Origin of the sequence: Salmonella sp. SAL00672, from assembly GCF_046552175.1 — a bacterium.
GTDB classification, from domain to species: Bacteria; Pseudomonadota; Gammaproteobacteria; order Enterobacterales; family Enterobacteriaceae; genus Salmonella; species Salmonella enterica.
Window position 1 is genome coordinate 192,299 of record NZ_JBGDUQ010000005.1, and the last position, 17,385, is coordinate 209,683.

Sequence of the window (17,385 nt, forward strand, 5' to 3'; positions counted from 1 at the left end):
ATGCGTAAGTCAGTTATTGCGATTATCATCATCGTGCTGGTAGTGCTCTACATGTCCGTCTTTGTGGTCAAAGAGGGCGAGCGCGGCATTACGCTGCGTTTTGGTAAAGTTCTGCGTGACGATGAGAACAAACCGCTGGTTTACGCGCCGGGTCTGCACTTTAAGATCCCGTTTATTGAATCAGTGAAAATGCTTGATGCGCGTATCCAGACGATGGATAACCAGGCCGATCGCTTTGTGACTAAAGAGAAGAAAGACCTGATTGTCGACTCCTACATCAAATGGCGTATCAGCGACTTTAGCCGTTACTATCTGGCGACCGGCGGCGGCGATATTTCGCAAGCCGAAGTGCTGTTAAAACGTAAGTTCTCGGACCGTTTGCGTTCTGAGATTGGTCGCCTGGACGTAAAAGACATCGTGACCGATTCTCGTGGTCGTCTGACTCTGGAGGTGCGCGACGCGCTGAACTCCGGTTCAGCCGGTACCGATGATGAAGTAGCGACCCCGGCGGCGGATGACGCGATTGCCGAAGCGGCGGAACGCGTCACGGCGGAAACCAAAGGTAAAGTACCGGTCATCAACCCGAACAGTATGGCGGCGTTGGGTATCGAAGTGGTCGATGTGCGTATTAAGCAGATCAACCTGCCGACCGAGGTTTCTGAGGCGATTTACAACCGTATGCGCGCCGAGCGTGAAGCGGTCGCGCGTCGTCATCGCTCACAAGGTCAGGAAGAAGCGGAAAAACTGCGTGCGGCTGCTGACTATGAGGTGACGAAAACTCTGGCGGAAGCCGAGCGTCAGGGGCGTATCATGCGTGGTGAAGGTGATGCTGAAGCCGCGAAGCTGTTTGCCGACGCGTTCAGCCAGGACCCTGATTTCTACGCGTTCATTCGTAGTCTGCGCGCTTACGAGAAGAGCTTCGAAGGTAATCAGGACGTGATGGTACTGAGCCCGGACAGCGATTTCTTCCGCTACATGAAGACACCGAGTTCGACGACACGCTAAAATAGCGTCAGCGGTTTTAGACCAGCAAAACCACCGCATCCAAAGGATGCCGGTGGTTTTCTTTTATAAGGGCGATAAATGAATTCAACAATCTGGTTGGCGCTTGCTCTGGTATTAGTCCTCGAAGGGCTGGGACCGATGCTGTATCCCGGCGCATGGAAAAAAATGGTTTCGGCACTGGCGCAACTGCCGGAAAATGTTTTACGTCGTTTTGGCGGCGGACTTGTGGTCGCGGGAGTTGTGGTCTACTACATGTTGAGGAAAACGATTGGCTGAGCAAAAAGTGGTCGGATTTGCCGCAGATTGAGTGCAAAAAGTGCTGTATATCTGAAAAAGCGATGGTAGAATCCATTTTTAAGCAAACGGTGATTTTGAAAAATGGGTAACAACGTCGTCGTACTGGGCACCCAATGGGGTGACGAAGGTAAAGGAAAGATCGTCGATCTTCTGACTGAACGGGCTAAATATGTTGTACGCTACCAGGGCGGTCACAACGCAGGCCATACTCTCGTAATCAACGGTGAAAAAACCGTTCTCCATCTTATTCCATCAGGTATTCTTCGCGAGAATGTAACCAGCATCATCGGTAACGGTGTTGTGCTGTCTCCGAGCGCGCTGATGAAAGAGATGAAAGAACTGGAAGACCGTGGCATCCCCGTTCGTGAGCGTCTGCTGCTGTCTGAAGCCTGTCCGCTGATCCTTGATTATCACGTTGCGCTGGATAACGCGCGTGAGAAAGCGCGTGGCGCGAAAGCGATCGGCACCACCGGGCGTGGAATCGGGCCTGCTTATGAAGATAAAGTGGCACGTCGCGGTCTGCGTGTTGGTGACCTTTTCGACAAAGAAACCTTCGCTGAAAAACTGAAAGAAGTGATGGAATATCACAACTTCCAGTTGGTTAACTACTACAAAGTTGAAGCGGTTGATTACCAGAAAGTTCTGGATGATACGATGGCTGTTGCCGACATCCTGACTTCTATGGTTGTTGACGTTTCGGACCTGCTCGACCAGGCGCGTCAGCGTGGCGATTTCGTCATGTTTGAAGGTGCGCAGGGTACCCTGCTGGATATCGACCACGGTACTTATCCGTACGTAACTTCTTCTAACACCACAGCAGGTGGCGTGGCGACCGGTTCCGGCCTGGGCCCGCGTTATGTTGATTACGTTCTGGGTATCCTCAAAGCTTACTCCACTCGTGTAGGTGCAGGTCCGTTCCCGACCGAACTGTTTGATGAAACCGGCGAGTTCCTCTGCAAGCAGGGTAACGAATACGGCGCCACTACCGGCCGTCGTCGTCGTACCGGCTGGCTGGACACCGTTGCCGTTCGTCGTGCGGTACAGCTGAACTCCCTGTCTGGCTTCTGCCTGACCAAACTGGACGTGCTGGATGGCCTGAAAGAGGTGAAACTCTGCGTGGCTTACCGTATGCCGGATGGTCGCGAAGTGACTACCACTCCGCTGGCAGCTGACGACTGGAAAGGTGTAGAGCCGATTTACGAAACCATGCCGGGCTGGTCTGAATCCACCTTCGGCGTGAAAGATCGTAGCGGCCTGCCGCAGGCGGCGCTGAACTACATCAAACGTATCGAAGAACTGACCGGCGTGCCGATTGATATTATTTCTACCGGCCCCGATCGTACTGAGACGATGATTCTGCGCGACCCGTTCGACGCGTAAATCTGGTACGCCTGGCAGATATTTTGCTTGCCGGGCTAACAGTGTGATACATTGCTGTGTCGGGTAAGCCATTACGCTATCCGACACAGTGCTAAATCCTCGCTTTTTTCCTTCCCCGAACTGAAATAAATTAGCGACACAGCTTGTGGCTGGTTTATCATCAATACAGATAAGTTATATCCCGTTTTCCCTTTTCCTGAGGTTGATGTGCAGTTAACGAGTTTCACCGATTACGGCTTACGTGCGCTAATCTATATGGCGTCGTTACCAGATGGACGAATGACCAGCATTTCTGAGGTGACAGAAGTCTACGGCGTGTCCCGTAATCATATGGTCAAAATTATCAATCAGCTTAGCCGGGCGGGCTTTGTCACCGCCGTTCGGGGAAAAAATGGCGGTATCCGCCTGGGTAAACCGGCTAATACTATTTGTATTGGCGATGTGGTGCGTGAGCTGGAACCCTTATCACTGGTCAACTGTAGCAGCGAATTTTGCCACATCACCCCTGCCTGTCGTCTGAAACAGGCGCTTTCTAAGGCCGTGCAGAGTTTTCTCAAGGAGCTGGATAACTACACGCTTGCCGATTTGGTTGAAGAGAATCAACCGCTTTATAAATTATTACTGGTGGAGTGAAGTAAACTTCATTAGAGATGACAATGGAGGAACCTCAATGTCACAAGATCCTTTCCAGGAACGCGAAGCAGAAAAATACGCGAATCCTATCCCGAGCCGGGAATTTATCCTCGAACATTTAACGAAACGTGAAAAACCGGCCAGTCGCGAAGAACTGGCCGTAGAACTGAATATTGAAGGCGAAGAGCAGCTTGAAGCCTTGCGTCGCCGCCTGCGCGCGATGGAGCGCGATGGACAACTGGTCTTTACTCGCCGCCAGTGCTATGCGCTGCCGGAACGCCTCGACCTGCTGAAAGGCACCGTGATCGGTCATCGTGATGGTTACGGTTTCTTACGTGTCGAAGGCCGCAAAGACGATCTGTATCTTTCCAGCGAGCAGATGAAAACCTGTATTCATGGCGATCAGGTGCTGGCGCAGCCGCTGGGCGCCGATCGTAAAGGTCGCCGCGAAGCGCGTATCGTCCGTGTACTGGTACCGAAAACCAGTCAGATAGTCGGGCGTTATTTCACCGATGCGGGCGTCGGCTTTGTAGTGCCGGACGACAGCCGTCTCAGCTTCGACATTCTTATCCCGCCAGAAGACGTCATGGGCGCGCGGATGGGGTTCGTGGTCGTGGTTGAACTGACCCAACGTCCAACTCGCCGTACTAAAGCGGTAGGGAAAATCGTCGAAGTGCTGGGCGACAATATGGGCACCGGTATGGCGGTTGATATGGCGCTGCGTACCCATGAAATACCTTACATCTGGCCGCAGGCGGTAGAGCAGCAGGTCGCCGGGCTGAAAGAAGAGGTGCCGGAAGAGGCGAAAGTCGGTCGTGTCGATCTGCGCGATTTGCCGCTGGTCACTATTGATGGCGAAGATGCCCGTGACTTTGACGACGCGGTTTACTGTGAGAAAAAACGCGGCGGCGGCTGGCGTTTGTGGGTCGCTATTGCTGACGTGAGCTATTATGTACGGCCGCCAACGCCGTTGGATCGCGAGGCGCGCAATCGCGGCACGTCGGTTTACTTCCCGTCACAGGTTGTCCCAATGTTGCCGGAGGTGCTCTCCAACGGCCTGTGTTCGCTAAACCCGCAGGTTGACAGGCTGTGTATGGTCTGTGAAATGACCATCTCGGCGAAAGGTCGGCTGACCGGCTACAAATTCTATGAAGCGGTGATGAGCTCCCATGCGCGTCTGACCTATACCAAAGTCTGGCATATGCTGCAGGGCGATCAGGATCTGCGTGAACAATATGCGCCGCTGGTGAAGCATATTGAAGAGCTGCACAACCTCTACAAAGTGCTGGATAAAGCGCGTGAAGAGCGCGGGGGGATCTCGTTTGAGAGCGAAGAGGCGAAGTTTATCTTTAACGCCGAACGTCGCATTGAGCGTATCGAACAGACCCAGCGTAATGACGCGCATAAGCTTATCGAAGAGTGCATGATCATGGCGAATATCTCGGCGGCGCGCTTTGTCGAAAAAGCTAAAGAGCCGGCGCTATTCCGTATTCATGATAAGCCCACCACCGAAGCGATCACCTCATTCCGCTCCGTACTGGCGGAGCTGGGGTTGGAGCTGCCGGGCGGAAATAAACCGGAACCGCGCGATTATGCCGAACTGCTTGGATCGATTGCCGACCGGCCGGACGCCGAAATGCTGCAAACTATGCTGCTGCGTTCAATGAAGCAGGCGATTTACGATCCGGAAAACCGCGGGCACTTTGGCCTGGCGTTGCAGTCTTATGCGCACTTTACCTCGCCGATTCGCCGCTATCCGGATCTTTCTTTGCACCGCGCCATTAAGTACCTGCTGGCGAAAGAGCAAGGGAACAAGGGCAACACCACAGAAACGGGCGGTTATCACTACTCGATGGAAGAGATGTTGCAGCTCGGTCAGCACTGTTCGATGGCGGAACGCCGCGCTGATGAAGCGACGCGTGATGTCTCCGACTGGCTGAAATGTGACTTTATGCTGGATCAGGTAGGCAACGTCTTTAAGGGCGTGATTGCCAGCGTCACCGGTTTCGGCTTCTTTGTCCGTCTTGATGAACTGTTTATCGATGGGCTGGTACACGTTTCCTCACTGGATAACGATTACTATCGCTTCGATCAGGTAGGGCAACGTCTGATTGGCGAGTCCGGCGGGCAGACATATCGCCTGGGCGACCGGGTCGAGGTACGCGTCGAAGCGGTGAATATGGACGAACGGAAAATTGACTTTAGCCTGATCTCCAGCGAGCGCGCACCGCGTAACGTCGGCAAAACGGCGCGTGAAAAAGCGAAAAAAGGTGAAAGTAAAAACGCCGGTAAACGTCGTCAGGTAGGTAAAAAAGTTAACTTCGAGCCTGATAGCGCCTTCCGCGGCGAGAAAAAAGCGAAGCCGAAAGCAGCGAAGAAAGACGCGAGAAAAGCAAAAAAGCCATCGGCTAAAACGCAGAAAATAGCCGCAGCGACCAAAGCGAAGCGTGCGGCGAAGAAAAAAGCGGCAGAGTGAGCAATACCCTCTTCAAACAGAAGAGGGTGAATTATCTGTAGGCCGGGCAAGCGTAGCGCCCCCGGCAAAACGTAAACAATGAGTACATTAATGAGCGAAATGATTTACGGCATCCACGCAGTGCAGGCCCTGCTGGAGCGCGCCCCTGAACGTTTTCAGGAAGTCTTTATTTTAAAAGGCCGTGAAGATAAACGTCTGTTGCCGCTGATTCACGCCCTTGAGTCCCAGGGCGTGGTTATCCAGCTGGCAAACCGCCAATATCTCGACGAGAAAAGCGACGGTGCCGTGCATCAGGGCATTATCGCTCGTGTGAAACCAGGCCGGCAGTATCAGGAAAACGATCTGCCGGATCTGATCGCATTACACGATCGCCCTTTTTTGTTGATCCTCGATGGCGTCACCGATCCGCATAATCTTGGCGCCTGTCTGCGCAGCGCCGATGCCGCTGGCGTACATGCGGTAATCGTGCCGAAAGACCGCTCCGCGCAACTTAACGCGACGGCGAAGAAAGTCGCCTGCGGCGCAGCGGAAAGCGTGCCGTTGATCCGCGTCACCAACCTGGCGCGCACGATGCGCATGTTGCAGGAAGAGAATATCTGGATTGTCGGGACGGCGGGCGAGGCTGACCATACGCTGTATCAGAGCAAAATGCCTGGCCGCATGGCGCTGGTCATGGGCGCAGAAGGTGAAGGTATGCGTCGTCTGACCCGTGAGCACTGCGATGAGCTGATCAGCATTCCTATGGCTGGTAGCGTGTCGTCGCTGAATGTCTCTGTGGCGACCGGGATTTGTCTGTTTGAAGCCGTTCGCCAGCGAACCTGACGCTAATAGTATTTTTTAAGAAAATAACCATCCATAATCGGATGGTTTTTTTTTATCTTTGGCTGGTAATATAAAAAGCAAAACCTACCCTGTAACTCCCTTTATTTATAAAAAAGAGATAGAGATAATAATATGGCATGGACTCCACGGACGCTGGCGGATGCGTTAAACAACATCGCCGAATTAGATATTGATATAGAAAATAATGAATCTTCATTAATAATAAAAATGAATGATTATGGCGATTTACCACTGACGGTTTTATTTACCTCGCAACAAATAGTTATCGAGACTTATATCTGTCCGGTAAATACGATTAGAGATACCGCGGAATTTAATCTTTTCTTGCTGAGAAATCAGAAGGTTTTACCGCTGTCTTCGGTCGGTATTACTCAGGTAAAACAGGAGGAATATTATGTCGCTTTTGGCGCGCTGTCGTTAAATTCGTCGCTTGCCGACGTGATGCTGGAAATCACCACGCTTGTAGAAAATGCGTTGGATATCGCTGAAATAACACAAGTCTATTCACAGGAATAATACAGGCGGCTTACATGGGAATTTTAAAAAGTTTGTTCACGTTAGGTAAATCATTCGTTGCTCAGGCAGAGGAAGCCATTGATGAAGCACAGGGTGTACGTATGCTGGAGCAGCATATTCGCGACGCAAAAGCCGAGCTGGATAAAGCGGGTAAATCCAGAGTGGATTTATTGGCGCGGGTGAAGCTAAGCCATGACAAGCTGAATGATTTACGTGAGCGTAAAGCCAGCCTTGAAACACGGGCGTTGGCGGCAATGAGTAAGAATGTCGACGCCGCTTTACTCAACGAAGTGGCGGAAGAAATAGCCCGTCTGGAAAATGCCATTCTTGCCGAAGAACAGGTGCTGACTAATCTGGAAGCCTCTCGCGATGCGGTGGAGAAGGCCGTAACGGCGACAGGCCAGCGGATTGCGCAGTTTGAGCAGCAACTTGAAGTGGTTAAGGCGACAGAAGCCATGCAGCGCGCGCAGCAGGCGGTGACGACCTCGACCGTCGGAGCCGCGTCGAATGTGTCTACGGCGGCGGAGTCGCTTAAACGTTTACAAACGCGTCAGGCTGAACGCCAGGCCCGGCTGGATGCCGCCGCGCAGCTGGAAAAAGTCGCCAATGGACGCGACCTGGATGAAAAACTGGCGCAGGCCGGTATTGGCGCAACCAATAAAAGCAATGCTCAGGATGTGTTGGCGCGTTTACAGCGTCAACAAGGCGAATAATGCTCTTTACGTGGATTGTCAAAACCTGCCAGCGTCATTTGTCCAGACTGACCTGGCCCGCTTTGCTGGGCCTGTTTATCGGGCAGTATCTGCTTTGTTATCTGGTGCTGCGCCTGTTGCGCGAAAGCGCGTTGGTGAGCCAGTTAAGCGATTTTATCTATTACTGCTCGGTGGTGGGTTCCACATTAGGTTTTGGCGATCTTAGCCCGCAGACGGCGCCAGGACGTCTGTTCACCGCGCTGTGGCAAATTCCGGTTAGCGTCGGGTTGTTCGGCGCGTTAATGGGAAAAGTGATTGCGCAGGTACAGGGAATGTTAGCGAAAGGAATAACGGGCATGGGCGATTATCGCCATTTACACCATCATATGCTGGTGATTGGCTGGCGGGGTCATCAAACCGAAAAGATGATCTCCTTGCTGCTATATGACAAGCGGCGTGCCTTTGAACGGGTTCTGCTGTGCGAACTGGAAGATATTCAGCATCCGCTGCCGGGTAATAACTGGGTGGATTTTATCCGCATCAGCAACTTTAACGATCCGCAGGAACACCAGCGCATGGGGCTGGAGCAGTGCCAGAGCGTGATTATTTTCGCTCGTACCGATGAGCAGACCTTCACGGCGGCGCTCTCGCTGGCAGACTATGTACCCGCGCAGTGCCATATTGTGGTTTATCTGGAAGACGAGCGTTATGCCGGATTACTGGAAACCCACTGCCCGCGCATGGAGATAGTCCGTAACCTTTCCGCTGAACAACTTTCCCGTTCCATTCAGGACCCAGGATCATCGCAATCTGTCGCTTCCATTATGAATCCGATGCTGGGCGATACCGGATTCGCGCTGCCTGTCCCGGCTTCTGTCGCGCCTATGCGATACGGCGCGCTAATGCGTTATATGAAGCTTCATCATGACGCGACGGTGCTGGGGATCAGTCACTGCAAGAATGGTCGTGGTATGGAATTGAATCCGGTGATTTCAACTGAAGTCAGAGGCGGTATGTGGCTACATCTGGTCGGTAATAATCGCATTCTGGCTGAAGAGGTCGCATGGCAAGAGATAGAGGTTCCCCTATGATGCAATTTTTTCAGCGTTTGCTCGGTAAAACAAGCGCGCCAGCGCCGATTCGCGGACCATTAGGATTACATCTTAACGCCGGTTTCACGCTGGATACGCTGGCATTCCGGCTACTGGAGTCGTCGTTGCTGGTGGAGCTACCGGGTGAAAAATACACTGTCGCGGCAGCGAGTCGTATAGATTTAGGCGGCGGCAGTCAGATTTTTCGCTACTACACCTCTGGCGATGAGTTTTTGCAAATTAACACCACTGGCGGCACGGATGTTGACGACATTGATGACATCAAACTTTTTGTATATGAGGAAAGTTTCGGTATTAACGAGGAACGTCACTGGCGTTCAGCCATTGCGCCAGCGGCAATAGGGCCGATGACGCTCAACTGGCAAGAACGGCGCTGGCAGCGTTTTTTTAACCATGAAGAGCCGGGCAATATTGAACCTGTCTACATGCTGGAAAAGGTTGAAAATCAGCAGGCAGAGAAATGGGACGTTCACAATTTTACGATGGGCTTCCAGCGCCAGGTGACGGATGACGCCTGGGAGTATCTTCTATTGAACGGGGAAGAATCATTTAACGAGCGCGGTGAGCCTGAATGGGTGTTTTCACGCGCCCTTGGCGTGGATATCCCGCTCACTTCACTGACGGTTATTGGTTAAGCACATACAGGGAAATTATGCATATACTGGACGCATTACTGGCTTTCTGCGCCTATTTTTTTATTGGCGCGGCAATGGTCATTGTATTTCTTTTTATTTACTCAAAGATAACGCCGCATAATGAATGGCAGCTGATAAAAAATAACAATACTGCGGCATCGCTGGCCTTTAGCGGTACGTTGCTGGGCTATGTCATCCCCTTATCCAGCGCGGCGATAAACTCGGTCAGTATCCCGGACTATTTTGCCTGGGGCGGCATTGCGCTGGTGATTCAACTGCTGATTTATGGTTGCGTAAGGTTATACATGCCTACGCTGAGCGAAAAAATTATTCATCACAACGTGGCGGCGGGGCTATTTATGGGAACCGCAGCGCTGGCTGGCGGTATTTTTAACGCTGCCTGTATGACATGGTAACGGAAGATCATGGCAAAAAAACGAAAATCCAGAAGCACATCCGGCGTAGGCCATTCGGCAATAAGACGAATAGCCGAACCGGTTAATCCCTTTGAGCGGCAACGAAATCGCTACACGCCAAAATGCCTGACGCTGGCGATTATGGGTGGAGCGGCCTTTTTTCTCCTGAAAGGGTGCGGTGATGGCGGCAATACTGACAACGACGGCGATGGGACGTTTTACGCCACGGTGAACGACTGTATCGACGATGGCAACAGCGCCAGCGTTTGCGCTGACGGCTGGAATAATGCGAAAACAGAATTTTACGCTAATGTGCCTAAGCAATTGACGCAGGAGCGCTGTCAGTCGCAGTTTGGCGATTGCTACTTTGATATCACCGAGCGGAGCTGGGTTCCGGTATTAAGCGGCTTTTTACTCAGCCGCGCGATTCGTCAGAACCGTGATGAACAATACATCTATAGCAGCGGCGGTTCATCTTACGTCTCCCGTCCCGTCTGGCGCACCACATCCGGCGATTATGCGTGGCGCAGCGGCACAGGGAAAAGCGATACCGTGACCAGCCCTGGTTATATCACACGGAAAGCGTCCACCGTCTCCCGCGGCGGCTATGGCCGTTCTTCCAGCGCCCGCGGGCACTGGGGAGGCTAACCATGCTACGACACAACGTACCGATACGCCGGGATCTGGATAAGATCGCCTGCGATCACGGTTTTGACTTTCATGTTATCGATAACGAAATTTACTGGGATGAAAGCCGGGCCTACCGTTTTACATTACGGCAAATTGAAGAACAGATCGAAAAACCGACCGCAGAGCTTCATCAGATGTGTCTGGAGATTGTCGAGCGGGCCGTCCGGGATGAGCAGATCATGCAGCAGCTGGCGATCCCGCCATTGTACTGGGATGTCATCGCCGAAAGTTGGCGCAGCCGCGATCCTTCGCTTTACGGGCGGATGGATTTCGTCTGGTGCGGCAAAGATCCGGTTAAATTGCTGGAATACAATGCGGATACGCCGACGTCGCTCTATGAGTCCTCCTACTTTCAATGGCTATGGCTGGAGGATGCCCGTCGTAGCGGCGCCATCCCGCGTGATGCCGATCAATACAACGCGATACAGGAGCGGCTGATCGCCCGCTTCAGCGAGCTGTACAGTCGGGAACCGCTCTACTTTTGCTGTTGTGAAGATACCGACGAAGATCGCACGACGGTGCTGTACCTTCAGGATTGCGCGCAGCAGGCGGGCCAGGAAACGCGATTTATCTATATTGAAGAACTGGGGCTTGGCGTAGGCGGCGTGCTGACCGATCTGGACGATAACGTGATTCGCCGCGCCTTTAAGCTCTACCCGCTGGAGTGGATGATGCGCGACGACAACGGCCCGCTGTTGCGAAAACGTCGTGAGCAATGGATTGAGCCATTGTGGAAAAGTATTCTGAGTAACAAAGGGCTGTTGCCGTTATTGTGGCGCTTTTTCCCTGGCCATCCGAATCTGCTGCCGGCCTGGTTTGAGGGCGAAAAATCGCTCGCAGCGCCAGGTGAAAGCAGCGTGCGGAAGCCGATTTATTCACGTGAAGGCGGCAACGTCACGATTTTCGATGAGCGGCAAAATGTTATCGATCATGCCGACGGCGACTACGCTGACGAGCCGATGATTTACCAGGCGTTTCAGCCTTTGCCGCGCTTTGGCGATAGCTATACGCTGATTGGCAGTTGGATCATTGACGATGAAGCCTCCGGGATGGGGATTCGCGAGGACAATACGCTAATTACCAAAGACACCTCCCGTTTCGTCCCACATTATATTGCCGGTTAATCATACTTTTGTGATCTTGCTCTGGCGTCAATGGCGCAGTCATGACCATACTTGACTTCAGCGCCATTGAAGGAGGGAGACACCATGTCCTGGCAAACACATACCGTCTTTAATCAACCTGCTCCGCTCAATAACAGTAACTTATTCCTGTCTGATGGCGCGCTGTGTGAAGCGGTTTCCCGGGAAGGCGCGGGATGGGATAGCGATCTTCTCGCCAGCATTGGCCAACAACTGGGAACGGCAGAATCACTGGAACTGGGGCGTCTGGCGAACGCGCATCCTCCTGAGTTGCTACGTTACGATCCCCAGGGACAGCGTCTGGATGACGTTCGCTTTCATCCCGCCTGGCACCTGTTGATGCAGGGGCTTTGCGCTAATCGGGTACATAACCTGGCCTGGGAGGAAGAGGCAAGGGCGGGAAGTTTTGTCGCCCGGGCGGCGCGTTTTGTATTACATGCTCAGGTAGAAGCGGGAACACTCTGTCCTGTCACGATGACCTTTGCCGCGACACCGTTGCTATTGCAGATGCTTCCCACCACTTTCCATGACTGGCTGGCGCCGCTGCGCAGCGATCGCTACGATTCGCATTTGCTGCCGGGCGGGCAAAAACGGGGCCTGCTCATCGGCATGGGAATGACGGAAAAGCAGGGCGGATCTGACGTACTCAGTAATACGACCCACGCGGAGCGGCTGGCGGATGATTCATATCGGCTGGTGGGACATAAATGGTTTTTCTCTGTGCCGCAAAGTGATGCGCACCTCGTGTTGGCGCAGGCAAAAGGAGGACTATCCTGTTTCTTTGTGCCGCGTTTCCTGCCAGACGGGCAACGGAACTCTGTTCGTCTTGAACGCCTGAAAGATAAACTCGGTAATCGATCTAATGCCAGCGCCGAAGTCGAGTTTCAGGATGCCGTCGGCTGGCGGCTGGGAGAAGAGGGCGAAGGGATTCGGCATATCTTAAAGATGGGCGGTATGACGCGTCTTGATTGCGCGCTCGGGAGTCATGGCTTAATGCGGCGCGCATTTTCAGTCGCCATTTACCATGCTCATCAGCGTCAGGCTTTTGGTAAGCCGCTGATCGAACAACCGTTGATGCGACAAACCTTAAGTCGTATGGCGCTATGCCTGGAGGGGCAGACGGCGCTTTTGTTTCGGCTGGCGCGCGCCTGGGAGCAACGTCGCGAGGCGAAAGAGGCATTATGGGCGCGATTATTCACGCCAGCGGCGAAATTCGCCATCTGTAAGCAGGGAATCCCTTTTGTGGCTGAGGCGATGGAGGTTCTCGGCGGGATGGGGTATTGCGAAGAGAGCGAACTCCCGCGCCTGTACCGTGAAATGCCGGTGAACAGTATCTGGGAAGGTTCCGGCAATATCATGTGTCTGGATGTACTTCGGGTGCTGACAAAACAACACGGCGTCTATGACGTATTGAGTGAAGCTTTTGCGGAAGTCAAAGGTCAGGATCGCCATTACGACCGCGCGGTACGTCAGCTACAGCAACGTTTACGCAAACCGGACGAAGCAATGGGCAGAGAGATTACGCAGCAGCTTTTCTTGCTGGGGTGCGGAGCGGAAATGCTGCGTCATGCCTCGCCGCCGCTGGCGCAAGCGTGGTGTCAGATGATGCTGGATACACGCGGCGAAATGCCGCTGCCTGCCCAAGTGCAAAATGATTTACTGTTAAGGGCGACCGGGGGACTGCGGTAACGTTTGGCCTGTAGTACATGCCATCCGGCGCGAGCCACGCGGCATCAGGCATAGAGTATCGCCTGTACGCGCCAGTTATCCGACTGTTGTTCTTCATACATTTGAATAATTCTGTACCAGGACGCACCCTGTTCATCGGCTTTCAGGGCGATAATCCGCTCCACATCCTGTGGGTTTCCTGCAACATTACTGACCGAGATCAGGCCGATTTCATTCAGACCCGTTACGCAGTCAGCACTGGCGAATTCGGCAGACTGTGCCGTCGTACTCACCAGTCCGGCAGAAAGCAGCAGTGAGGATAAGGCAAGTTCTTGTTTCATCGTCAGCTCCTTATTACATACCCCGCATTTAACAGGACGCTCCATCACGGTAAACCTGTTTGTGTATTGTGCACAGGTAAACGCATAGGGGCGCAAAGCAATGTAAAACTGACTAAAAATCAATCTACTGTTATTGACGATACAAAATGGCTTGTGAATACCACTGGCCGGTTACAACCGTTTCATCAACCATTAAGATAACGTAATAATCGGCTTTCGCAGCGACGGCTTTCGCTCTGATTTCATCTATTGCATCATCCGGGGAGCCCCGAACCAGCGCGCTTACGGTCCCCATCCGCTGTAGTCCTTGCGTTTGATCGCGACGGATTTCCTGCGGGTGATCGGCGACAGGCGGCGCAGGTTGCGGCGTACCCTGCAGCACGCTACACGCGCTTAATAACAGCGCTGCTATCAATGAAGCAAACCGACGCATAACTCTATCTCGTTTCCTGATAATCATAGTGTAATGCCTTATTGATTTCCCTTTAGGGGGAATGTTCCCGAAGTGTTACCTGTCACGCGATTTTCGAATGAAAACGTTGCGAAAGCGTAACCCAGTTCTCAAACATTATGAATTATTGCGCTATCCATAAACTTGCGTTAAGTATTTCTCCGTGGCATACCGGATAAAAAGGAGAGAATAATGATAGCGATTGAAACACGGCAATTAGCCGGAGGCGTCGTACTACATGCCTTCCCGGAAGGGAAACGCGCCGTGCCGCTTCCCTGTGTGGTGTTCTATCATGGCTTCACCTCCTCCAGCCTGGTTTATAGTTATTTTGCCGTTGCCCTGGCACAGGCAGGATTCCGGGTAGTCATGCCGGATGCGCCGGAGCATGGTGCTCGCTTTGGCGGCGACTCACAGGGACGGATACACCGATTCTGGCAGATTCTGCACCAAAACATGCAGGAATTTACGACGTTACGTGCGGCGATTCAGGCGGAAAATTGGCTACTTGACGGGCGGTTGGCGGTGGGCGGCGCATCCATGGGCGGTATGACGGCGCTGGGCATTATGACGCGTCACCGAGAGGTAAAATGCGGGGCCAGTTTAATGGGGTCGGGCTATTTTACCGGGCTTGCCCGGACGCTTTTCCCGCCGTTATCCCCGCAGAACCCGGCACAGCAGGCGGAATTCGACAATATCATCGCGCCGCTACGTGAATGGGAAGTCACACACCAGTTAGAGCGACTGGCCGACAGGCCGCTTCTGTTGTGGCATGGTCAGGAGGATGACGTGGTGCCTGCTATCGAAACCTTCCGGCTCCAGCAGGCACTCGCCGGGGCGAAGCTGGATAAGCATGTGACCTGTTTATGGGCCGCAGGCGTGCGGCATCGCATTACGCCAGAAGCGTTGTCGGCGACGGTAGCGTTTTTCCGACAGCATCTTTAAACGCGGAGTATGCTTACACCCTGGGCTTCAAGCTGTTGCAAAACCTGCGGATTGGCATTTTTGCCGGTAATCAGCATAGCGATCTGATCGGCGCGGCTGAACAGCATTCCCGCGCGCTCGCCAATTTTACTGCTATCGACCAGCGCGACCAGTTTCCCGACGACGCTGAGCATTTTTTGTTCCGCCATGGCGGTTAGCATATCGGTTTTGTACAGGCCATCCGCGGTTAAGCCCTTTCCGCTGGTAAACATCCAGTGGCCCGCATAGAGACTGTTTTCACTTCCCTGCGGGCTCAGGGTAATCGACTGGCTTTTATTATACTGACCACCCATGATAATCACGCTGTCATGCTCTTGATCGATCAGATAATTCGCCAGCGGCAGATAGTTGGTAATGATCTGTACCGGCTTCCCGCACATTTCGCGCCCCAGCAGGAAAGCGGTGGAGCCGCAGTTAATCACTACGCTTTCACCCGGGTTTACCAGCTGCGACGCCGCTTTCGCGATGCGTACTTTTTCATCGTGGTTTTGCGCCTGGTGCAGATTCATCGGCGTCCAGCGGGGCCGCTGTTGGGTAATGGCCTCTGCGCCGTTGCGCACTTTTTTAAGTTTCCCGCTTTCGTCGAGCTTGTTGATGTCGCGGCGCGCTGTCGCCGGGGAGATCCCCAGACGCTCAATCACGTTTTCGACGGTAACAAAGCCCAACTGTGCCAGCATATCCAGCAGTATTTGATGTCTTTGTGCTTCAGTCATGAGCTATTCCGATACAAATTGATTTGAAAAGATGATATTTGAAATAGCCTGGAAATACTAAAGTAAATGGAAAAAATGCCGGGTAATCCCGGCATGATATCGGCTCACAGGAAGGATTTGAACGGTAGATCGGGTTCAATGGTAAAGCAATCGTCAAACCCACGCGGATAGTGGTATTCGAAATTGTCTTTATCCAGCGGCCAGGTAAACTTGCCGCCAACCTGCCAGATAAACGGTTTAAAACCATACTTCAGGCGATCTTTCTTCATTTCCCATAGCACGCGGATCTCTTGCGGATCGGCCTGGAAGTTCGACCAGATATCGTGATGGAACGGGATCACCACTTTGGTATTCAGCGATTCCGCCATGCGTAAAATATCCGCGCTGGTCATTTTGTCCGTAATACCGCGCGGGTTTTCACCGTAAGAACCGAGCGCGACATCAATTTGATGTTCGTTGCCGTGTTTCGCGTAGTAGTTGGAATAGTGAGAATCGCCGCTGTGATAGAGATTGCCGCCCGGCGTTTTAAACAGATAGTTAACCGCGCGTACATCCATGCCGTCCGGCAGTACGCCAGCGGCTTTCTGATCGGCGGGCAGGGTGATTAATGCGGTACGGTCAAAGGCATCAAGCGCATGAATTTCAATATCTTTCACTTTCACGACATCGCCCGGTTTTACCACGATGCAGCGTTCTTTCGGCACGCCCCAGCCAACCCATAAATCCACGCAGGTCTGCGGGCCGATAAACGGAACATTATCGGCGCAATTCTGCATTACGGCAGCCGCGACATTGACGTCAATGTGATCGTTATGGTCGTGGGTCGCCAGTACGGCGTCAATTTGACGGATAGCGAAAGGATCGAGAACAAACGGCGTGGTGCGCAGGTTAGGCTGTAATTTTTTGACGCCAGCCATACGCTGCATCTGATGGCCGGTTTTCATCAACGGGTTACCATGGCTCTGTTTACCGGTACCGCACCAGAAATCGACGCATACGTTAGTGCCGCCTTCAGATTTTAGCCAGATACCGGTACAGCCCAGCCACCACATAGCGAACGTACCCGGCGCGACCTGCTCTTGCTCAATCTCTTCGTTCAGCCAGCTTCCCCACTCCGGAAACGTGCTCAGAATCCATGATTCACGCGTGATGCTTTGTACTTTACTCATCGCATTTACCTTCATGTTTGTTCAAAATGGTTCAAAACGTGATTTGTTTTGATTAATCCTGACACTATTTTCTCAAGAAGGCAATGGGCTATTTTTTGACTTTTGAGTAGAGGAGAACGCAGCCAGAAGAAAATTTAATCTTTTCTGGCGTCATGGCGATGTATTCATCTTTATGATTTTACTTATTTTAATGAAGAAATGAGTTATTTATAAGTAAACCATGTA

The 17,385-nt window shown here is 52.7% G+C and carries 19 protein-coding genes; 15 read left to right on the top strand and 4 right to left on the bottom strand.

Annotated elements, in window-relative coordinates; all coding sequences use genetic code 11:
* From hflC to ACLJTG_RS15065, 14 genes are all read left to right on the top strand, one after another.
* Positions 1 to 1,005 carry a protease modulator HflC gene (gene hflC / locus ACLJTG_RS15000; RefSeq protein ID WP_001232417.1) on the top strand — a complete coding sequence of 335 codons (1,005 nt, stop codon included), beginning with the start codon at positions 1 to 3 and terminating at the stop codon, positions 1,003 to 1,005.
* A gap of 78 nt (positions 1,006 to 1,083) precedes the next feature.
* Positions 1,084 to 1,281 (top strand): DUF2065 domain-containing protein, encoded by a 198-nt coding sequence (locus tag ACLJTG_RS15005; RefSeq protein ID WP_001089290.1) that lies wholly within the window; start codon positions 1,084 to 1,086, stop codon positions 1,279 to 1,281.
* A gap of 102 nt (positions 1,282 to 1,383) precedes the next feature.
* Positions 1,384 to 2,682 (top strand): adenylosuccinate synthase, encoded by a 1,299-nt coding sequence (gene purA, locus ACLJTG_RS15010; protein WP_000527976.1) that lies wholly within the window; start codon positions 1,384 to 1,386, stop codon positions 2,680 to 2,682.
* A 207-nt stretch (positions 2,683 to 2,889) separates the two neighbouring features.
* On the top strand, positions 2,890 to 3,315 hold the full coding sequence (nsrR, locus tag ACLJTG_RS15015) for a nitric oxide-sensing transcriptional repressor NsrR (RefSeq protein ID WP_001177632.1): 426 nt from the start codon (positions 2,890 to 2,892) through the stop codon (positions 3,313 to 3,315).
* Positions 3,316 to 3,352: 37 nt separating this feature from the next.
* Positions 3,353 to 5,791, top strand: a complete 2,439-nt coding sequence (gene rnr, locus ACLJTG_RS15020) for a ribonuclease R (RefSeq protein WP_410959013.1) — start codon at positions 3,353 to 3,355, stop codon at positions 5,789 to 5,791.
* 90 nt (positions 5,792 to 5,881) lie between these two features.
* Complete coding sequence (gene rlmB / locus ACLJTG_RS15025) at positions 5,882 to 6,613, top strand: 23S rRNA (guanosine(2251)-2'-O)-methyltransferase RlmB (RefSeq protein WP_001293274.1); 732 nt, start codon at positions 5,882 to 5,884, stop codon at positions 6,611 to 6,613.
* Between the two features lie 132 nt (positions 6,614 to 6,745).
* Entirely contained in the window at positions 6,746 to 7,150 is a 405-nt protein-coding gene (locus ACLJTG_RS15030; protein ID WP_064000621.1) for a YjfI family protein, read from the top strand.
* 14 nt (positions 7,151 to 7,164) lie between these two features.
* Positions 7,165 to 7,863: a PspA/IM30 family protein gene (locus ACLJTG_RS15035; RefSeq protein ID WP_410959014.1), complete on the top strand. Its 699-nt coding sequence runs from the start codon at positions 7,165 to 7,167 to the stop codon at positions 7,861 to 7,863.
* Positions 7,863 to 8,933, top strand: coding sequence for a potassium channel family protein (locus ACLJTG_RS15040; protein ID WP_000899675.1), 1,071 nt, complete (start codon positions 7,863 to 7,865; stop codon positions 8,931 to 8,933). Before ACLJTG_RS15035 ends, ACLJTG_RS15040 begins: the two co-directional genes overlap by 1 nt.
* Entirely contained in the window at positions 8,906 to 9,589 is a 684-nt protein-coding gene (locus ACLJTG_RS15045) for a YjfK family protein (RefSeq protein WP_000090294.1), read from the top strand. The genes ACLJTG_RS15040 and ACLJTG_RS15045 overlap by 28 nt, the downstream gene beginning before the upstream one ends.
* 17 nt (positions 9,590 to 9,606) lie before the next feature.
* Positions 9,607 to 10,005, top strand: a complete 399-nt coding sequence (locus tag ACLJTG_RS15050; RefSeq protein ID WP_000547737.1) for a DUF350 domain-containing protein — start codon at positions 9,607 to 9,609, stop codon at positions 10,003 to 10,005.
* A gap of 9 nt (positions 10,006 to 10,014) precedes the next feature.
* Positions 10,015 to 10,653, top strand: a complete 639-nt coding sequence (locus tag ACLJTG_RS15055; protein ID WP_001085596.1) for a DUF1190 domain-containing protein — start codon at positions 10,015 to 10,017, stop codon at positions 10,651 to 10,653.
* 2 nt (positions 10,654 to 10,655) lie between these two features.
* Positions 10,656 to 11,819, top strand: a complete 1,164-nt coding sequence (locus tag ACLJTG_RS15060) for a glutathionylspermidine synthase family protein (protein WP_000943930.1) — start codon at positions 10,656 to 10,658, stop codon at positions 11,817 to 11,819.
* A gap of 84 nt (positions 11,820 to 11,903) precedes the next feature.
* The gene (locus ACLJTG_RS15065) at positions 11,904 to 13,526 is read left to right on the top strand and encodes an isovaleryl-CoA dehydrogenase (protein ID WP_000118979.1); all 1,623 of its coding nucleotides are present in this window, start codon (positions 11,904 to 11,906) and stop codon (positions 13,524 to 13,526) included.
* Between the two features lie 44 nt (positions 13,527 to 13,570).
* On the opposite strand, the gene yjfN is transcribed toward ACLJTG_RS15065, so the two are convergent.
* Both yjfN and bsmA read right to left on the bottom strand, forming a co-directional pair.
* On the bottom strand, positions 13,571 to 13,846 hold the full coding sequence (gene yjfN / locus ACLJTG_RS15070; protein WP_001518964.1) for a DUF1471 family protease activator YjfN: 276 nt from the start codon (positions 13,844 to 13,846) through the stop codon (positions 13,571 to 13,573).
* 130 nt (positions 13,847 to 13,976) lie between these two features.
* Positions 13,977 to 14,306, bottom strand: coding sequence for a biofilm peroxide resistance protein BsmA (gene bsmA / locus ACLJTG_RS15075; RefSeq protein ID WP_000586836.1), 330 nt, complete (start codon positions 14,304 to 14,306; stop codon positions 13,977 to 13,979).
* 183 nt (positions 14,307 to 14,489) lie between these two features.
* Here bsmA and yjfP point away from each other — a divergent pair, with 183 nt between their 5' ends.
* On the top strand, positions 14,490 to 15,239 hold the full coding sequence (yjfP, locus tag ACLJTG_RS15080) for an esterase (RefSeq protein ID WP_000560304.1): 750 nt from the start codon (positions 14,490 to 14,492) through the stop codon (positions 15,237 to 15,239).
* Here the strand turns inward: yjfP and ulaR are convergent.
* Positions 15,236 to 15,991: an HTH-type transcriptional regulator UlaR gene (ulaR, locus tag ACLJTG_RS15085; RefSeq protein ID WP_000133618.1), complete on the bottom strand. Its 756-nt coding sequence runs from the start codon at positions 15,989 to 15,991 to the stop codon at positions 15,236 to 15,238. The two genes, yjfP and ulaR, sit on opposite strands and share 4 nt — an antisense overlap.
* A 104-nt stretch (positions 15,992 to 16,095) precedes the next feature.
* Positions 16,096 to 17,160: an L-ascorbate 6-phosphate lactonase gene (ulaG, locus tag ACLJTG_RS15090; RefSeq protein ID WP_000049164.1), complete on the bottom strand. Its 1,065-nt coding sequence runs from the start codon at positions 17,158 to 17,160 to the stop codon at positions 16,096 to 16,098.
* Positions 17,161 to 17,385: the final 225 nt, after the last annotated feature.